Source organism: Streptomyces sp. AC550_RSS872, assembly GCF_019049285.1.
Classification (GTDB): Bacteria; Actinomycetota; Actinomycetes; order Streptomycetales; family Streptomycetaceae; genus Streptomyces.
The window spans coordinates 91,466-107,060 of record NZ_JAGMUL010000002.1; the positions used below are offsets into that span (position 1 = coordinate 91,466).

The following is a 15,595-nucleotide window of genomic DNA, read 5'->3' on the forward strand; positions in this document are numbered from 1 at the left end:
CTGATTCTTCCCCGACCTGAAGGCCGGACACTCGGAGGCTTCCGATGACGCCCACCCAGCAGCCCCGTACGTACTGGCTGGAACACGCCTGGCTCGGCGACCGAGTCGAGCCAGGCGTCGTCTTGGTAACGGAGGGTGAACGCATCTCCGCCGTCCGCGGAGATGCCCCGGCCCCGCCCCCCGGCGCCGAGATCCTCCGCGGACTGACGCTCCCCGGCCTGGCGAACGCCCACTCGCACGCCTTCCACCGCGCCCTGCGCGGCACCGTCCAGGTCGGCTCCGGCACCTTCTGGACCTGGCGCGAGGTCATGTACTCGTTCGCCGACAAGCTGACCCCGGAGACCTACCACGCCCTCGCCCGCGCCGTGTACGCCGAGATGGCGCTCGCGGGGATCACTGCGGTGGGCGAGTTCCACTACGTCCACCACGCCCCGGGCGGCACCCCGTACGCCGACCCGAACGCGATGGGCGAGGCGCTCATCGCGGCCGCCGCCGACGCCGGCATCCGCATCACCCTCCTCGACACCGCCTATCTCTCCTCCGGCTTCGGGCAGGCTCCCAACAGCCATCAGCTCCGCTTCTCCGACGGGACGGCCGAGGCCTGGGCCGAACGCTGTTCAGTTCTCAAGGACCGGGATCACGCACGGATCGGGGCGGCGATCCACTCCGTACGGGCCGTGCCCGCCGACCAGTTGGCGACCGTGGCGCGGTGGGCCGAGGAGCGGCGGGCCCCGCTCCATGTGCACCTGTCCGAGCAGACCGCCGAGAACGACGCCTGCCGGGAAGCCCACGGGTGCTCACCCACCCGGCTGCTCGCCGAGCACGGAGTCCTCGGGCCCCGCACCACCGGCGTCCACAACACCCACCTCACCGACGAGGACATCGCTCTCCTCGGCGGCAGCGGCACCGGCACCTGTATGTGCCCGACGACCGAACGGGACCTCGCGGACGGCATCGGACCCGCCGCCGCCCTCCAGAAGGCCGGCTCCCCGCTCTCCCTCGGCTCCGACAGCCACGCCGTGATCGACCTGCTCGAAGAGGCGCGCGCGATGGAGCTGAACGAACGTCTGCGCACCCGTACACGGGGTCACTGGACGGCGGCGGCCCTGCTGCGGGCGGCCTCGGCCGGCGGCCACGCGGCCCTCGGCTGGGACGGCGCGGGCGCCCTGGAGGCCGGCGCGCTCGCCGACTTCACCACCATCGCGCTCGACTCGGTCAGGACGGCAGGGCCGCTTCCGCGGCTCGGGGCCGAGACGGCCGTATTCGCTGCGTCGGCAGCAGACGTGTCGCATACGGTCGTGGGAGGTCGGCACGTCGTACGGGACGGGGTCCACACCCTCGTACCGGATGTGCCGCGAGCCCTCGCGGACGCCGTCGAAGCCCTGCGCGGATGACCGCGGGCCGCCGACCCGCGCGGCCCGCCCCCGTACCCGCACCCGCTCCCGAACCCGACCCCACCGCCGACCAGGCCACCGAGGACGCCATGAGCAACGCGACGACCGTCAGCCCCGCCCACTCCGCGAGCACCGCAAGCACGCTCATCACGAACATCGCCAGCCTGGTCACCAACAACCCCTCCCTCGGTGACGGGTCCCCCCTCGGACTGATCCAGGACGCGGCCGTCGTCATCGAGGGCGACCGCGTCGTGTGGACCGGTGATCAAAGCAAAGCACCCGCCACTGACAATCGGGTCGACGCGGGCGGCCGGGCGGTGATCCCCGGCTTCGTCGACTCCCACTCGCATCTCGTCTTCGCGGGGGACCGGACGCAGGAGTTCAACGCCCGTATGTCGGGGCGCCAGTACAGCGCCGGCGGTATCCGCACGACCGTCGCCGCGACCCGCGCCGCGAGCGACGGGGAACTGGAGGCCAACCTCACCCGTTACCTCCACGAGGCCCTCCGCCAGGGCACCACCACCTTCGAGACCAAGTCCGGCTACGGCCTCACCGTCGAGGACGAGGCCCGCGCCCTGCGCATCGCCGCCGCCCACACCGACGAGGTCACCTACCTCGGCGCCCACATCGTCCCCCCGGACCACGCCGACGACCCGGCGTCGTACGTCGCCCTCGTCACCGGCGAGATGCTCGACGCCTGTGCCCCGTACGCCCGTTGGATCGACGTCTTCTGCGAGAAGGGCGCCTTCGACGGCGACCAGGCCCGTGCGATCCTCACCGCGGGCAAGGCCAGGGGCCTGCACCCCCGCATCCACGCCAACCAGCTCTCCTACGGCCCCGGCGTCCAGCTCGCCGTCGAACTCGACGCCGCCTCCGCCGACCACTGCACCCACCTGACGGACGACGACGTGGACGCGCTCGCGCACAGCGACACCGTCGCCACGCTGCTCCCCGGCGCCGAGTTCTCCACCCGCGCCCAGTGGCCGAACGCCCGCCGTCTCCTGGACGCGGGCGCCACCGTCGCCCTCTCCACCGACTGCAACCCGGGCTCGTCCTTCACGTCCTCCGTGCCCTTCTGCATCGCGCTCGCGGTACGGGACATGGGGATGACCCCGGACGAGGCGCTGTGGTCGGCCACGGCGGGCGGCGCGGCGGCCCTGCGCCGCGACGACATCGGCCGCCTCACCCCGGGGGCCCGCGCCGACCTGCTCCTCCTCGACGCACCGAGCCATGTGCACCTGGCCTACCGGCCTGGCGTGCCGCTGGTCAGCGAGGTGTGGCGACGGGGTGTGCGCGAGGCCTGACCATGAGGGGGCGCCAGGGCCACCGGGTCACGCCGCCCCCGCCTTCCAGCGCTGCCCCGCACCCCCGCTCGCCGGCTCCAGCGACAGCCCGTCCCCGGCACCCCCCTCCGGCGTCACCGCCCTGTCGATGGCGATGCCCGGCCGGATCAGGCCGTCGCCGTCCACCACGAACCGAAGGTTCCACCCGTTGGCCCCGTAGACGGAGTCGCACGTCCAGATCCCGACGCCCCGGTCCGTCGCACCCCGGCTGTCCAGGCAGAAGCCGGGGTCCGCGGCCGACTGGAGCACACCGCGCGCCGCGTCGACCCGCCAGCGCTGGGTGGGGGACGAACCGCAGGGCACCGTGACCACGTCGGTGCCGTTGAAGAAGGCACCGCCCACGTCCAGGCACAGCCCCGAGGAGACGTTCACGACCTGGGCGTACGCCCCGCTCGGAGGGCGCGTCGGGGAGGGGGTCGGCTTCGGGCGGGTCGTCTTCGTCGGGGACGGCGACTTGGAGCTCCGCGAGGGTGACGGTGATGGCGAGGGAGACGGTGATGAGGACGACGGGGCTGCCGACACCGTGGCCGTCACCGTCACCGCGACAGGCGGCACACTCACCGGAGTGCTCACCGAAGCCACCGGATCCTGCGCCGCCGCCCCGCCCTGCGCCACCAGGAACGCCACCAGCGGCAGCAACGCCACCCCGAGCGCGGCCGACACCAGCACGACCCGGCGCCGGTCCGCCGGCCACCCTCGCTCCGGCCACCCTCGCTCCGGCCAACTCCGCTCAGCCGTACGGCCGGCGCCGCCCCGCACTCCCGCACCCCGCGCCGCATACGCCGTCCCGCCCCACGGCAGCAGCCCCTCCGCGAGCGCCGTGCGCGGGGTGTCCCGCAATGCCGACAGCTCCTCGTACGCCGTCGTACAGTGCGGGCAGCGGGCCATGTGGGCGTGCAGATCGGTGCTGTCGCGAGGGCTGTCCGGCCGTACGGATTCCTCGATGAGGCGGCCGAAGTCGGGGCAGTCGGGGTCGTCGGAGGCGGCGAGGCGGGCACGCAGACAGGACCGGGCCAGCTGCTGGAGCGCCGGGTCCGTGCCGTAGGTGACGTCCTCGCGGGTGAGGCCGAGGAGAGCGGCCGTACGTTCCACCGACTCCCCCTCCACGACGCCGTACCAGATCAGGCCCTGGGTGCGGGACGGCAGGGACTGGAACGCCGTGAGCATGGTCGGGACCGGCCCGGCGGGGCCGGCGGTGTTCAGGACGAGCAGCAGTCCCGCGTCGAGGCCCGCCGCCCGCTCGTCCTTGGCCCAGGTGCCGGCCAGGCGGGCGGTCAGCAGCAGGAGTTGGTGCCGCCAGGGGAGGCCGGGCTCGATACCGCGTGCCGTCTGACGGGCCGCCAGGGTGAATGCCTGGGCCGCCAACTGCCGGGCCGTGGAGTCGTTCGGGCTGCACAGGCGGGCGTAGGCGAGGACCGGCGCGTGATGGCGGGCTCGCAGCTCCTGGAGCGCCGGGTACGCGGTGACCGTGTCGGCGCGCAGCAGTTCGGTGAGCCGCGCGTCGGAGGCGCCCGTGTGTATCCCGCGGTCGGGGTCCCTGCCGTCGTCGGCCCGAGCCATCCGCCTGCCTCCTCGCAGCCGTGCGACCCGCCCGGAGTCCTGGGCTACCGGCGGGTATGACGGCTCATAGTGGAGGAAGGGAAGCCATGGGGAAAGGGTTTCTGTGGGTAACCGTAAAGCACCTGTGCCCGGTGTCCTGCCGACAGGTTCGGCGGGGCACCGGGCACAGCGCAGGTCAGCGCGCGTAAGGCGCCGATCCTCGGGTGGTCACTCCTCGACCGTCAGCCCCTTGCGGAGCCGGATCAACGTCCGCGACAGCAGCCGGGACACATGCATCTGCGAGATGCCGAGTTCCTCGCCGATCTCCGACTGGGTCAGGCCCGCGACGAATCTCAGGGAGAGGATCTTCCGGTCCCGGGGCGGGAGTTCGGCGATGAGCGGCTTCAGGGACTCGACGTACTCGATGCCTTCGATCCCGTGGTCCTCGTAGCCGATCCGGTCGGCCAGCGCGCCCTCGGCGTCGTCCTCCTCGGGCTGGGCGTCCAGCGACGAGGCGGTGTACGCGTTCGACGCCGCCATGCCCTCGACGACCTCGTCCTTGGTCAGCCCGAGACGCTCCGCGAGTTCGGCCACCGTGGGGGCGCGGTCCAGCTTCTGGGCCAGCTCGTCACCGGCCTTGGCCAGGTCGAGCCGGAGTTCCTGGAGCCGGCGCGGCACCCGTACCGACCACGACGTGTCGCGGAAGAAGCGCTTGATCTCGCCGATGATGGTCGGCATCGCGAAAGTGGGGAACTCGACGCCGCGGCTGAGCTCGAAGCGGTCGATCGCCTTGATCAGGCCGATGGTGCCGACCTGGATGATGTCCTCCATGGGCTCGCTGCGCGAGCGGAAGCGGGAGGCGGCGAACTTGACCAGCGCGAGGTTGAGTTCGACGAGCGTGTTGCGGACGTACGCGTATTCGTGGGTCCCTTCCTCCAGCGACTCCAGCCGCTCGAAGAGGGTCTTGGAAAGGGCCCGCGCGTCCACCGGCCCCACCTCGTCGTACGGGGGGATGTCCGGAAGCCCGGCGAGCGCGTCGTCCTGACCGAACTCCTGACCGAAGTCGGGTTCGGGACGTACGTCGCTGTTCAGCTCGATGGGATCCAGATGTTCCGGTGGGGGTGCCGACGTCGCGCTCTGGGTATGCGATGCGTCGAGCCGGGGTGACATGATGTCCTCCATCGTTCTCGGCATATGGCTGCCGAAGCCTGTGCGTGCACTGCGGTGTGCGGCGCCTCCAAAGCCGGCCGAGTCGGTTACGTGTCCCTACTAGCCCTACCCGTTTTCGTGAGCCCACCGCAAGTGCGCTCTGGTCCGAAATGTCCGATTCTGGGTGGATGTTCGGGTGTTGGAGGGCGTAGGGAAGGCGTAGTGTTCGAGCGTCAGTCAGCAGCCACGACGTCGGGAGTGAGACACGGCATGGACCGCGGGACGGTCGGCAGCGCACAGTCTGGCCGACTTCTGGTCGAGGTGCGGGAAGAGGGCTCCAGTGCCGTCGTGACCCCGGCGGGTGAGTTGGACCACCACACCGCCGATTTGTTGCGTGAGCCACTCGAGGACTGCCTCGAGAAGGGCTTCAGTCGGCTGGTCGTCGACTGCTCACGGCTCGAGTTCTGTGACTCCACGGGGCTGAACGTGCTGCTCGGGGCGCGGCTGAAGGCGGAGGCCGCCGGCGGCGGGGTGCATCTCGCGGGAATGCTGCCTGTGGTCGCGCGCGTGTTCGAGATTACAGGGGCTGAGGCGGTCTTCACCGTCCATGACTCGCTCGACGACGCTCTGGCCGCCGAAACGGGCACGGCCGACGAGGCCGACGGCGCGGGTTGACCCCGCGCGTCCGGCCCTGCATCAGATGTCACATCATTCGTGCCGAATACGGGGGTGTTCCCTCGGCTCGGTCGGGCAGGAGACATCCTGAAACCTGTCGGCTGTGATGTCCGCCACCGGGGGTGGCGGGCGTGTGACCTACGTATCAGGCAAGGACTTGTTGTACTGGCGTACTGACTCTGCGTACGACTTCTGAATCGTGTGAACGTTGAACTGGTGAATCGGTGAGGTGAAGCGCTGATGAGCACCACCCGGCCTTTCTCGCCGGGCGACCGCGGCCCTGAGCCCAGCGGCGCTTCCGGGGCGTCCGAGGGGGACCTGCCCGCCACGGAGGGCTCCGACGAGGGCGTACCGGCGGCGGAGGCGTCCGACGGGGGCGCCGTGCCGTCCTTGCGACCCGAGCCGTCCGCGGCGCCCGAGGAGTCCGCCCGGGCGGCTGCGGGGCGTCAGGTCCGCCGGCTGGACTTCGCTGACCAGAGCGGGGTCGTGCCGCTGGCCCGCGACTTCGCCCGCCAGGCGCTGTACGCGTGGGGCTGGCTGCCCGCCGCCACCGCCGACCAGCGGGCCGCGGCCGAGGACGTGCTGCTCGTCGTCTCCGAGCTGGTCACCAACGCCTGTCTGCACGCCGAGGGCCCGGACCAGCTGTGGATCGCCTGCGACAACAAGGTGATCCGCGTCGAGGTCTCCGACCGGGGCACGGGCCAGCCGGCACCCCGCACCCCGCACCGCGCGGGCCGCCCCGGCGGTCACGGCATGTTCATCGTGCAGCGGCTCTGTCTGGACTGGGGCGTCATGCGGGCCCCGGGGGTGGCGGGCAAGACCGTGTGGGCGGAGCTGGGGGCACCGGCCTAATCGTTTCCGCCGAAGTGCTCCGCTCGGCCTGACCCCGGGTTACCGAAGGTCACCCTCTCCACTCTCTCCACCCTCTCCGCTCGGACTCCTCCACCCGAACCCCGTCACGCGCACGCCGGATCGTCACAACTCCGGCGTGCGCCGTGTCTTCCTTCCTCGAGGCCCCGGGCGTACCTTGACGGCCGATCTGATGTGCCGTCAGAAATGAGGGGACCGTGTCGAAGCAGAAGCGAACCGCCGCGCTCGCGACCGCCGCGGCCCTGGCCGGCTCGGCGGTGTTGATGGCCGCCCCCGCTGCCCGGGCCGAGGTCGTCGACGTCAACTACGCCTGCAAGACGCCGATCGGTGACAAGAGCGCCGTCTCGCCCATCGACATCAAGGGCGTCAAGAGCGGCAGCGGCTACAAGATCACCATGTCGTGGCAGAAGGGCGTCTCGTCCAGCCCCGTCGAGCTGGGCAAGGGCGCGATGAGCCCGAGCGCCACCATCAAGCTGGGCGGCGCCGACAGGGGCACGATGAACGTGACCGGCCCCGCCAACCAGGAGGCCATTCCCGCCAACACCCCCATCAAGATCAACGACTTGACGGGCACGTACACCCCGAAGAAGACCGGCAAGGTCACCCTCACGGCGGGTGTGCTCACCATCAAGGCGCTCGGCACGACGACCACGTGCACGCCCACCAACAGCCCCGGGCCGTCGCTGAGCCTCGACGTGACCGCGGCGGGTGGCGGGGGAGCCGGCAGTGGAACCCAGGGCGGTGGTGGGTCCGGCGCCGAACTCCCGCAGACCGGTCCCGTGGACTCGGCGATCGCGCTCGGCACGCTCGGCGGCACGGTGTTCCTCGCGGGGGCGGCGGGGGCGTTGTGGTTGACGCGGCGGAAGCGGGTCTGAGGGGGCGGGTTGTCGTTTGTGCGCGGCGCCGTTGTGGCTGGTCGCGCCCACGCGGCGGAGCCGCACATCGATACAGCCCCGCGCCCCTGAAGCGGGGCGTTGCCCCGCCGTTGGTTCGTTGGAGCCGCCCATGTCCATCCGTGTTCTGTGTCTGTCTCTGCTCTTGTTGCTCGGCGTCGCCCCGGCCGCGAGCGCCGCTGACGGGTGGTCGCTCGTGCCCGTCGGTGGTGGGCGGCCGTCCTTTTACGGTGAGGGCGCGCCAGGGACGGTTCTTGAGGACTCGGTGTCCGTGATCAACCGGAGCGGTGGCCCGGTCACCGTCCGGTTGCGCGGCGCGGGCGTCACGTTCGCGGACGGCACCCTGCGCGTGCCCGGCCGTACTCGTGCCGACGTCCCCTTCACGGTGACCGTGCCGGCCGCCGACCGCATGGTCGAGATCGTCGCCCGCGACGCGGACGGCCGTGAGCGGAGCGTCGGGATCCGGCTCCGCGTCGCCCTCCCGGAGCTGTCCGCGCTGACCGTCGAGCACGTGGCGGTACGCGGCGACGGCATCGCATACGAGCTGGTCAACCGAGGTACGACGACCCTCGTGCCGAAGCTGGCCGTGCGCGCCGACGGTGTCTTCGACCGCCCCCTCGACCGCACCCCGCGCACTCTCCCCGTCGACCTGCCCCCGGGCAGCCGGACGAAGCTCACCGAGCCGTGGCCCGACCGGCCCGCGCTCGACGCGGTGGACGTGCGGCTGACGGTGACGGCGGCGGGTGGGGCGAGCGACACGGCCCGGGTGTCGGCGCGGTTCGTGCCGTGGGATGCGGTGGCGGCGGTCGGCGGGGCGCTGGTGGCGGTGGGTGCCCTCTTCGTCGTACGGCATCGAAGGCGTCGTAAGCCCCACGGCGGTGAGGTGGCCGGTGCCGAACGGACGTTGGCGGAGGCGGAGTTGACGGGAGCTGGGACGTGAAGGGCTGGGTACGGATTCCGGCGCTGGTGGCGGTGCTGGCGATGCTGATGTCCCCGATGGCGTCGGCGGCCGACGGCCCGCCCACCGTCAAGCTGTCCAAGTCCCAGGCCGGAACCGGCGGTTCGGTCATCGTGACCGGCAGCGGCTGGCGGGCGCGTGCTCTGCTGATGATCCTGATCTGCGGCCAGTCCGTGCCGTCGTCCGGTGTGACCGGCGGCACCAATTCCTGCGCCAACGCCGACGGCAGGGCCGTGACCACGGACGCCGAGGGGCGCTTCGGCAAGAAGCTGCCGGTGGCCGAGCCGCCGGTGCCGTGCCCGTGCGTGGTGCACGTGGCGACGGTGACCGGGGCGAAGGCCGAGGCCGACGCGATCTTCCAGGTGGCCGGGCACGCGGTCGAGCCGCTGCCCGCCGAGCCGGCCGGCGGGCGTCTGTCGGTCCTCACGGACACCCGGCTGGACGGCACCAGTGGCCTGCTCACCTGGTTCGGCGCCCCGCCGGCGCGGACGCTGGCGTTCACGGTCGGCAACGTCGGCACCTCACCCGTGAAGAACCCGGTCTTCCAGGTCGGCACCTCGCACGGCGTGTTCGCGCCGCAATGGGAGGAACAGCAGTGGCGCGGCACGATCCAGCCGGGCAGGAAGGCACGGATCGAACTGCCGGTGGAGCTCGCCGCCGGGGCGCACGGCGACTACACGGTCTCGCTGAAGTACGGCGGCAAGGTGATGGCCGAGCAGCCCTGGGGCGTGGGCCGGCCCTGGGGTGTGACGCTGTTCTGGATCCTGGTCTGCCTGGTCGTACCGGCGGCGGTGTTCCGCGTCGGAATGGCGGTGGTGGACCGGGTGCGCCCACGGCAGACCATCCGGCGCCGCGGACTCCGTCTTCCTGAACTGGCCCTGCGCGTCCCGGGGTTGAAGCCCCGCGCGGAGGCGAGGCACGCCCTCTCCTCCCCTCCCTCGACCCTGCCGTGGTTCACCCCGGACAACGACCCGGGTACGGCCGGCCGGCTCTCCGCACCGTACGACGACAGTTCGACGAGTCCTACGACCCCCACCAGGAAGGGGCCCCCGTGAGCAAGTCAAGGAGAGTCACACCGGTACGTCCCGGGAGAGCGGCCGCGGCGGGCGCCGCCCTGATGCTCGGCGGTGCGGGGGTGCTGCTCGGCGTGGCCGCAGCGCCCGCGCAGGCGGCCGAGGTGGCGTACGCGACCGAGTGCATCCCGCCCGCGATCTCCGGGCTGCCGCCGGTCCAGGGCACCACGAAGGTGGAGATCACCGCGCCCGCCGAGGCGAAGGTCGGCGACGAGGTGGAGATTGTCTGGAAGTTCGTCCAGGCGGCGTCCAAGAACCCGAACATCCTCGACCTGGAGGCGAACACGGTCCAGCCGACGGGAACCCTGAAGGCGGCCGGCGCGCAGACGGCGGACATCGCCATGCAGGGGCCCCGGGAGAACCCGCCGATCCCGAAGAACACCGACATGAAGCTGTCCGACATGAAGGGCAGGCTGAAGCTGACGGCACCGGGCGAGCTGTCGCTGACCCCGGCCGCGTACAACATCAACGTCAACAAGCCGATCTCCACCGACACCAAGTGCGCGCCGAAGGAGACGGTGAAGCCGGCGGCCACGATCAAGGTCACGGACGGGGGCGGGAGTCCGGGCGGTACGACGGGAGGGCTGCCGACCGTGATCCCGACCTTGCCGACGGGGGTGCCCACCGATCTGCCGACGGGGTCGTCGAGCCCTTCGAGCCCCACGCCGAGTGAGACCGAGACGGGCGGGGACGACGGCGGCACGAGCACCGGGGGCGGGGACGGCGGGCAGACCGACTTCACGGGCAAGGAGGTCCAGGTCCCCTACGAGTGCAAGACGCCGATCGGCGACAAGGAGGCGACCTCGCCGGTCCAGATCAACGCCAAGAAGAACGGCGGGAGCTTCGACCTGACGGTCCAGTTCAAGAAGTCGGTGATGGACAGCCCCGCCGACATCCCCAAGGACTCCGTCAAGCCGTCGATGGAGGTCGCGCTGGGCGGCGCCGACAAGGGCACGGTCCATGTCGAGGGTCCCACCAACGCCGAGGCCATCAAGGCGGGCGACCCGATCGAGATCCCCGATCTCACGGGCACCTACAAGCCGGGCGCGAGCGGCGAGTCGACCCTGTCGCCGGGCGTCCTGACGATCGAGGCCCTGGGCACGACGACCACCTGCACCCCGTCGAAGTCGCACGTGTCCCTGACCTTGGACACGAGTGAGCAGGCGAGCGGGGCCTCGGGCGGCGGACCGGCAGGGGGATCGGCAGGAGGTTCCGCCGGCGGCTCGGCGACGGACGGCGGCCTGGCAGCGACGGGAGCGGAGGACCAGGGCTCCCTGAAGGCACTGGGCCTGGTGGCGGGAACGGCACTGCTGCTGGGCGGCGCGGTGTTCACGTTCATGCCTGGAAAGAGGGCCAGGTAACCCCCACAAGGGCGCGAGGAACCGCGCACAGCCCGGAAACCGACGGGGCCGCTGAAACCCACGTGGATTCCAGCGGCCCCCTACGGCTCAGGCAGCGCGCCTAGCGCACGTCACCCATAAGCGCCCGGATCTTCCGCCCGGCCACCATGAACACCAACCCGGCGGCGACAGCGATGACGGCCCACATCGTGTAGTACACCGCGTCACCCAGCGGAGCGTTCAGCTTGGTGGTCCAGCCGTTGAGGGCGTTGCCCGTCGCCGTGGCCAGGAACCACAGGCCCATGATCTGGCCCACGAACTGCTTCGGCGCCAGCTTCGTCGACAGGGACAGGCCCACCGGCGACAGGCACATCTCGCCGAGGGTCTGCACCAGGTAGACGCTCAGCAGCCAGAAGACGGTGACCTTGCCCGTGTCACTGTTCGCGGCGGCGGCGCCGGCCAGGCCCATGATGCCGAACGAGCCACCGATGAGCAGCATCGCCAGGGCGAACTTCATGGGCGTGCTGGGCTCACGGTCGCGCCGGGCCAGCTTCACCCACAGCGCGGCGAAGACCGGGGCGAGCACGATGACCATGGCCGGGTTCACCGACTGGTACCAGGACGCCGGGAACTCCCAGCCGCCGATCATGCGGTCGGTCTTGGTGTCCGCGAAGATCGTCAGCAGCGAACCGGACTGGTCGTAGATCATCCAGAACAGCACGGCGGTGGCGAAGAACCAGGCGAAGGCCTGGATCTTCGGCTTGTCCGCCTTGGACAGGGCCGGGTTCCGGTACATCGTCACGAAGTAGACGATCGGGACCACGATGCCGAGGACCGCGAGCACGTTGACGACGTGCTCTATGTCGTACGTGCCCAGCACGATGTCCAGGACCAGTGCGGCGAGGGCGATGCCACCCCACAGCGCGACCTTGCGCAGCGCGGCGCGCTTCTCCTCCGGGGAGGCCGGGGTGCCCGGCTCCCTGCCGATGTCGCCGAGGTGGCGGCCGCCGAGGACGTACTGGATGACCGCGAGGGTCATACCGACACCGGCGACACCGAAGCCGAGGTGCCAGTTGACGTTCTCGCCGAGGTAGCCGACGACCAGCGGGGCGGCCATGCCGCCGATGTTGATCGCCATGTAGAAGAGCGTGAAGCCGGCGTCGCGGCGGGCGCTGGGCTGGCCCTCGTAGAGGCCGCCGACCATCGCGGAGATGTTCGGCTTCAGCAGACCGGTGCCGATCGCGATCAGGCCGAGGCCGCAGAAGAAGGCGATGTCCGCGGGGATCGCCAGCGTGAAGTGGCCGGCGGCGATGACGATGCCGCCGACGAGGACGGCCTTACGGGCGCCCCAAAGGCGGTCCGCGACCCAGCCGCCGGGCATGGCGGCCATGTACACGACCGCGTTGTAGACACCGTAGATCGACGCGGCCAGGGCTTCCCGGCCGGCGAGCGGGCCGTCGAGGACGCCCGCGATCAGGTAGAGGACGAGGATGCCGCGCATCCCGTACCAGGAAAAGCGCTCCCACATCTCCGTCATGAAGAGCGTGGCCATACCGCGGGGGTGGCCGAAGAAGGTCTTCTCGGTACCGGGGGTGCCCGGGGAGGCCGAGTCCTTCGTCAGGCTGGACGCCATGGTCGATCCTTGCTGGTCGGGACGCGCATCGACGTAGACACGGTCACGCGCCCGGTGGGGGGAGCGGCCGGTTCCGGCGGTTGGCCGCCCGGCCGCGTCTCATTCCTCGGATCCTTGATCCGCACACTGGTCCGCACACAAAAGAGACCCTCGGCGTCAAGTGCGCCGAAGGTCCCCGCAGTGCTACGGGCGTAGAGTCACCATACGTCAGGACACGGGCGGAAATGGAAGGACTTGAGACTGGGATCACAGGTGTCGAGGGAACCGCGACCACCCTTTCCAAGGTCCTTTCCAGGATCGCATTTAGTAGGCATAGGTCTGTACCACAGCGCGCGAAGGTAAGAGATCTGCCAACGGGCGGTAAGAATCAAGCCGCCGATCACGCCCCGGCCCTTGTCACGGGCGGACTACCATCAGCTCATGACCCGTGTACTGCTCGCCGAGGACGACGCGTCCATTTCGGAGCCGCTGGCCCGCGCACTGCGCCGGGAAGGGTACGAGGTCGAGGTGCGGGAGGACGGCCCCACCGCACTCGACGCTGGAATGCAGGGCGGTATCGATCTGGTCGTGCTGGACCTCGGTCTGCCCGGCATGGACGGCCTCGAGGTGGCCCGCCGGCTGCGCGCCGACGGTCACGCCGTGCCGATCCTCATCCTGACCGCGCGTGCCGACGAGGTGGACACCGTCGTCGGTCTGGACGCGGGCGCCGACGACTACGTGACCAAGCCGTTCCGGCTCGCCGAGCTGCTCGCCCGGGTCCGGGCCCTGCTGCGGCGCGGTGCCGCCGAGCCCCAGCAGCCGCCCGCCACCCACGGCGTCCGGATCGACGTCGAGTCGCACCGGGCGTGGATGGGCGACGAGGAACTCCAGCTCACCGCCAAGGAGTTCGACCTGCTGCGGGTGCTGGTGCGCGACGCGGGGCGGGTCGTCACCCGGGACCAGCTGATGCGCGAGGTCTGGGACACGACCTGGTGGTCGTCGACCAAGACGCTCGACATGCACATCTCCTGGCTGCGTAAGAAGTTGGGCGACGACGCGGCCAACCCTCGCTATATCGCGACGGTGCGGGGCGTCGGCTTCCGCTTCGAGAAGAGCTGACGGGCCGTCGGGCATCGGCCCGTCAGCGCCACGTGAGCCGTACAGACAGATAAGCAGGCAGATCAGGACATGCGCCGCCGACTGATCCAGTCCACCCTCGCCGTCGTTCTCGTCGTGATCGCCGTCTTCGGCGTGTCCCTCGTCATCGTCGAGACCCGGACGATCACCAGCACCGCCCAGGAGCGGGTGGACACCGAGGCGGTGCGGCTGGCCAGCATCGTGGACACCCGCCTGCTCGGGGACCAGACCGTGAACGCCTCGGCGCTGCGCGACCAGATCCAGGGGGATCGTTACGCCGAGATCCGCATCCCGGGCAAGCCCGTGATCGAGGTCGGCACCAAGCCCACCGGGGACGTCATCAGCGCCCAGGAGACGGGCGAGGAGGGCGAGACGGTCACCGTGCAGGAGCCGCGCTCGTCGGTGACGCGCGAGGTCGGCCGTACGTTGCTGATCATCGGCGCGGTGGCGCTGCTGGCGGTGATCGCGGCGGTGCTGCTGGCGGTGCGCCAGGCCAACCGGCTGGCCTCCCCGCTGACCGACCTCGCGGAGACGGCGGAACGCCTCGGCTCGGGCGACCCCCGCCCCCGCCACAAGCGCTACGGCGTCCACGAGCTGGACCGCGTGGCCGACGTCCTCGACTCCTCAGCCGAGCGCATCGCCCGTATGCTCACGGCCGAACGACGCCTGGCCGCCGACGCCTCCCACCAGCTGCGCACCCCGCTCACGGCACTCTCCATGCGCCTGGAGGAGATCACCCTCACCGACGACCCCGACACGGTGAAGGAAGAGGCGACGATCGCCCTGACCCAGGTCGAGCGCCTCACGGACGTGGTCGAACGACTCCTCACCAACTCCCGCGACCCCCGCAACGGCTCCGCCGTCACCTTCGACCTCGACGAGGTCATCCAGCAGCAGCTGGCCGAGTGGCGCCCCGCCTACCGCAGCGCCGGCCGCGCGATCGTCAGCTCGGGCAAACGCCACCTGGAAGCCGTCGGTACCCCGGGCGCGGTCGCCCAGGTCCTCGCGGCCCTGATCGAGAACTCCCTCATGCACGGCGGTGGCACGGTGGCCCTGCGCACCCGCGTCACCGGCAACCAGGCCGTCATCGAGGTCACGGACGAGGGCCCCGGCATCCCCGCCGACCTGGGTGCCCGCATCTTCGAGCGCGCCATCAGCGGCCGCAACTCCACCGGCATCGGGCTCGCCGTGGCCCGCGACCTCGCGGAGGCAGACGGCGGCCGCCTGGAAATGCTCCAGACGAAACCCCCCGTCCTGGCCCTGTTCCTCTCCCGCACACCCCCACCGAAGCCGCACCAGGAGTCGGGGCCGACGGTGAGGTAGCGAGGTAGCAGGGGGGAGTGCCAGGCGGGGCGACACGGCCATTTCCCTCGCCCCCGCCGCCCCTACCCGTCCCATCCCTGGGGGCTGCGCCGCCCCCAGACCCCCGCTGTCGGCCCTCCGGGCCTCGTCCTCGAACGCCGGACGGGCTGGAAGGTTTAGGCCCGGTGTAGTCCCCTGCGGGTGGGTGGGGGTTCGGGGCGGTGGTGGCCTTGTCCTCGAACGCTGGACGGGCTGGAAGGTTTAGGCCCGGTGTAGTCCCCTGCGGGTGGGTGGGGGTTCGGGGCGGTGG

At 71.2% G+C, this 15,595-nt stretch carries 13 protein-coding genes; 10 read left to right on the forward strand and 3 right to left on the reverse strand.

The window, feature by feature from the left end; genetic code table 11:
• Window positions 1–44 precede the first annotated feature (44 nt).
• Both KUM44_RS00505 and hutI read left to right on the forward strand, forming a co-directional pair.
• Window positions 45–1,394, forward strand: coding sequence for a formimidoylglutamate deiminase (locus KUM44_RS00505; RefSeq protein WP_217205341.1), 1,350 nt, complete (start codon window positions 45–47; stop codon window positions 1,392–1,394).
• Window positions 1,391–2,698, forward strand: coding sequence for an imidazolonepropionase (gene hutI / locus KUM44_RS00510; RefSeq protein ID WP_217205343.1), 1,308 nt, complete (start codon window positions 1,391–1,393; stop codon window positions 2,696–2,698). The genes KUM44_RS00505 and hutI overlap by 4 nt, the downstream gene beginning before the upstream one ends.
• A gap of 27 nt (window positions 2,699–2,725) precedes the next feature.
• Here the strand turns inward: hutI and KUM44_RS00515 are convergent, their stop codons facing one another.
• Entirely contained in the window at window positions 2,726–4,297 is a 1,572-nt protein-coding gene (locus tag KUM44_RS00515) for an RICIN domain-containing protein (RefSeq protein WP_217205345.1), read from the reverse strand.
• A gap of 207 nt (window positions 4,298–4,504) precedes the next feature.
• The gene (locus KUM44_RS00520; protein ID WP_217205347.1) at window positions 4,505–5,458 is read right to left on the reverse strand and encodes an RNA polymerase sigma factor SigF; all 954 of its coding nucleotides are present in this window, start codon (window positions 5,456–5,458) and stop codon (window positions 4,505–4,507) included.
• A gap of 237 nt (window positions 5,459–5,695) precedes the next feature.
• On the opposite strand from KUM44_RS00520, the gene KUM44_RS00525 reads away from it, so the two are divergent.
• From KUM44_RS00525 to KUM44_RS00550, 6 genes are all read left to right on the forward strand, one after another.
• Window positions 5,696–6,100, forward strand: coding sequence for an STAS domain-containing protein (locus KUM44_RS00525; RefSeq protein ID WP_217205349.1), 405 nt, complete (start codon window positions 5,696–5,698; stop codon window positions 6,098–6,100).
• 240 nt (window positions 6,101–6,340) lie between these two features.
• Window positions 6,341–6,952, forward strand: coding sequence for an ATP-binding protein (locus KUM44_RS00530; RefSeq protein ID WP_217205350.1), 612 nt, complete (start codon window positions 6,341–6,343; stop codon window positions 6,950–6,952).
• 215 nt (window positions 6,953–7,167) lie between these two features.
• Window positions 7,168–7,845, forward strand: a complete 678-nt coding sequence (locus KUM44_RS00535) for an LPXTG cell wall anchor domain-containing protein (protein WP_217205351.1) — start codon at window positions 7,168–7,170, stop codon at window positions 7,843–7,845.
• Between the two features lie 130 nt (window positions 7,846–7,975).
• Window positions 7,976–8,803 carry a hypothetical protein gene (locus KUM44_RS00540; protein WP_217205352.1) on the forward strand — a complete coding sequence of 276 codons (828 nt, stop codon included), beginning with the start codon at window positions 7,976–7,978 and terminating at the stop codon, window positions 8,801–8,803.
• Window positions 8,800–9,876, forward strand: a complete 1,077-nt coding sequence (locus KUM44_RS00545; protein WP_308402439.1) for a hypothetical protein — start codon at window positions 8,800–8,802, stop codon at window positions 9,874–9,876. The genes KUM44_RS00540 and KUM44_RS00545 overlap by 4 nt, the downstream gene beginning before the upstream one ends.
• 62 nt (window positions 9,877–9,938) lie before the next feature.
• Complete coding sequence (locus KUM44_RS00550) at window positions 9,939–11,255, forward strand: hypothetical protein (RefSeq protein ID WP_217205377.1); 1,317 nt, start codon at window positions 9,939–9,941, stop codon at window positions 11,253–11,255.
• 100 nt (window positions 11,256–11,355) lie between these two features.
• Here the strand turns inward: KUM44_RS00550 and KUM44_RS00555 are convergent, their stop codons facing one another.
• Entirely contained in the window at window positions 11,356–12,867 is a 1,512-nt protein-coding gene (locus KUM44_RS00555) for a peptide MFS transporter (protein ID WP_217205353.1), read from the reverse strand.
• A gap of 420 nt (window positions 12,868–13,287) precedes the next feature.
• On the opposite strand from KUM44_RS00555, the gene KUM44_RS00560 reads away from it, so the two are divergent.
• Both KUM44_RS00560 and KUM44_RS00565 read left to right on the forward strand, forming a co-directional pair.
• Window positions 13,288–13,965 (forward strand): response regulator transcription factor, encoded by a 678-nt coding sequence (locus KUM44_RS00560; protein ID WP_217205354.1) that lies wholly within the window; start codon window positions 13,288–13,290, stop codon window positions 13,963–13,965.
• 69 nt (window positions 13,966–14,034) lie between these two features.
• The gene (locus tag KUM44_RS00565; RefSeq protein WP_217205355.1) at window positions 14,035–15,306 is read left to right on the forward strand and encodes an ATP-binding protein; all 1,272 of its coding nucleotides are present in this window, start codon (window positions 14,035–14,037) and stop codon (window positions 15,304–15,306) included.
• Window positions 15,307–15,595 lie beyond the last annotated feature (289 nt).

Coding starts and splice junctions, on each gene's coding strand:
- KUM44_RS00565 (WP_217205355.1), top strand. CDS start 14,035: ATGCGCCGCCGACTGATCCAGTCCACCCTCGCCGTCGTTCTCGTCGTG.
- hutI (WP_217205343.1), top strand. CDS start 1,391: ATGACCGCGGGCCGCCGACCCGCGCGGCCCGCCCCCGTACCCGCACCC.
- KUM44_RS00550 (WP_217205377.1), top strand. CDS start 9,939: ATGCTCGGCGGTGCGGGGGTGCTGCTCGGCGTGGCCGCAGCGCCCGCG.
- KUM44_RS00540 (WP_217205352.1), top strand. CDS start 7,976: ATGTCCATCCGTGTTCTGTGTCTGTCTCTGCTCTTGTTGCTCGGCGTC.
- KUM44_RS00525 (WP_217205349.1), top strand. CDS start 5,696: ATGGACCGCGGGACGGTCGGCAGCGCACAGTCTGGCCGACTTCTGGTC.
- KUM44_RS00515 (WP_217205345.1), bottom strand. CDS start 4,297: ATGGCTCGGGCCGACGACGGCAGGGACCCCGACCGCGGGATACACACG.
- KUM44_RS00505 (WP_217205341.1), top strand. CDS start 45: ATGACGCCCACCCAGCAGCCCCGTACGTACTGGCTGGAACACGCCTGG.
- KUM44_RS00555 (WP_217205353.1), bottom strand. CDS start 12,867: ATGGCGTCCAGCCTGACGAAGGACTCGGCCTCCCCGGGCACCCCCGGT.
- KUM44_RS00520 (WP_217205347.1), bottom strand. CDS start 5,458: ATGGAGGACATCATGTCACCCCGGCTCGACGCATCGCATACCCAGAGC.
- KUM44_RS00560 (WP_217205354.1), top strand. CDS start 13,288: ATGACCCGTGTACTGCTCGCCGAGGACGACGCGTCCATTTCGGAGCCG.
- KUM44_RS00530 (WP_217205350.1), top strand. CDS start 6,341: ATGAGCACCACCCGGCCTTTCTCGCCGGGCGACCGCGGCCCTGAGCCC.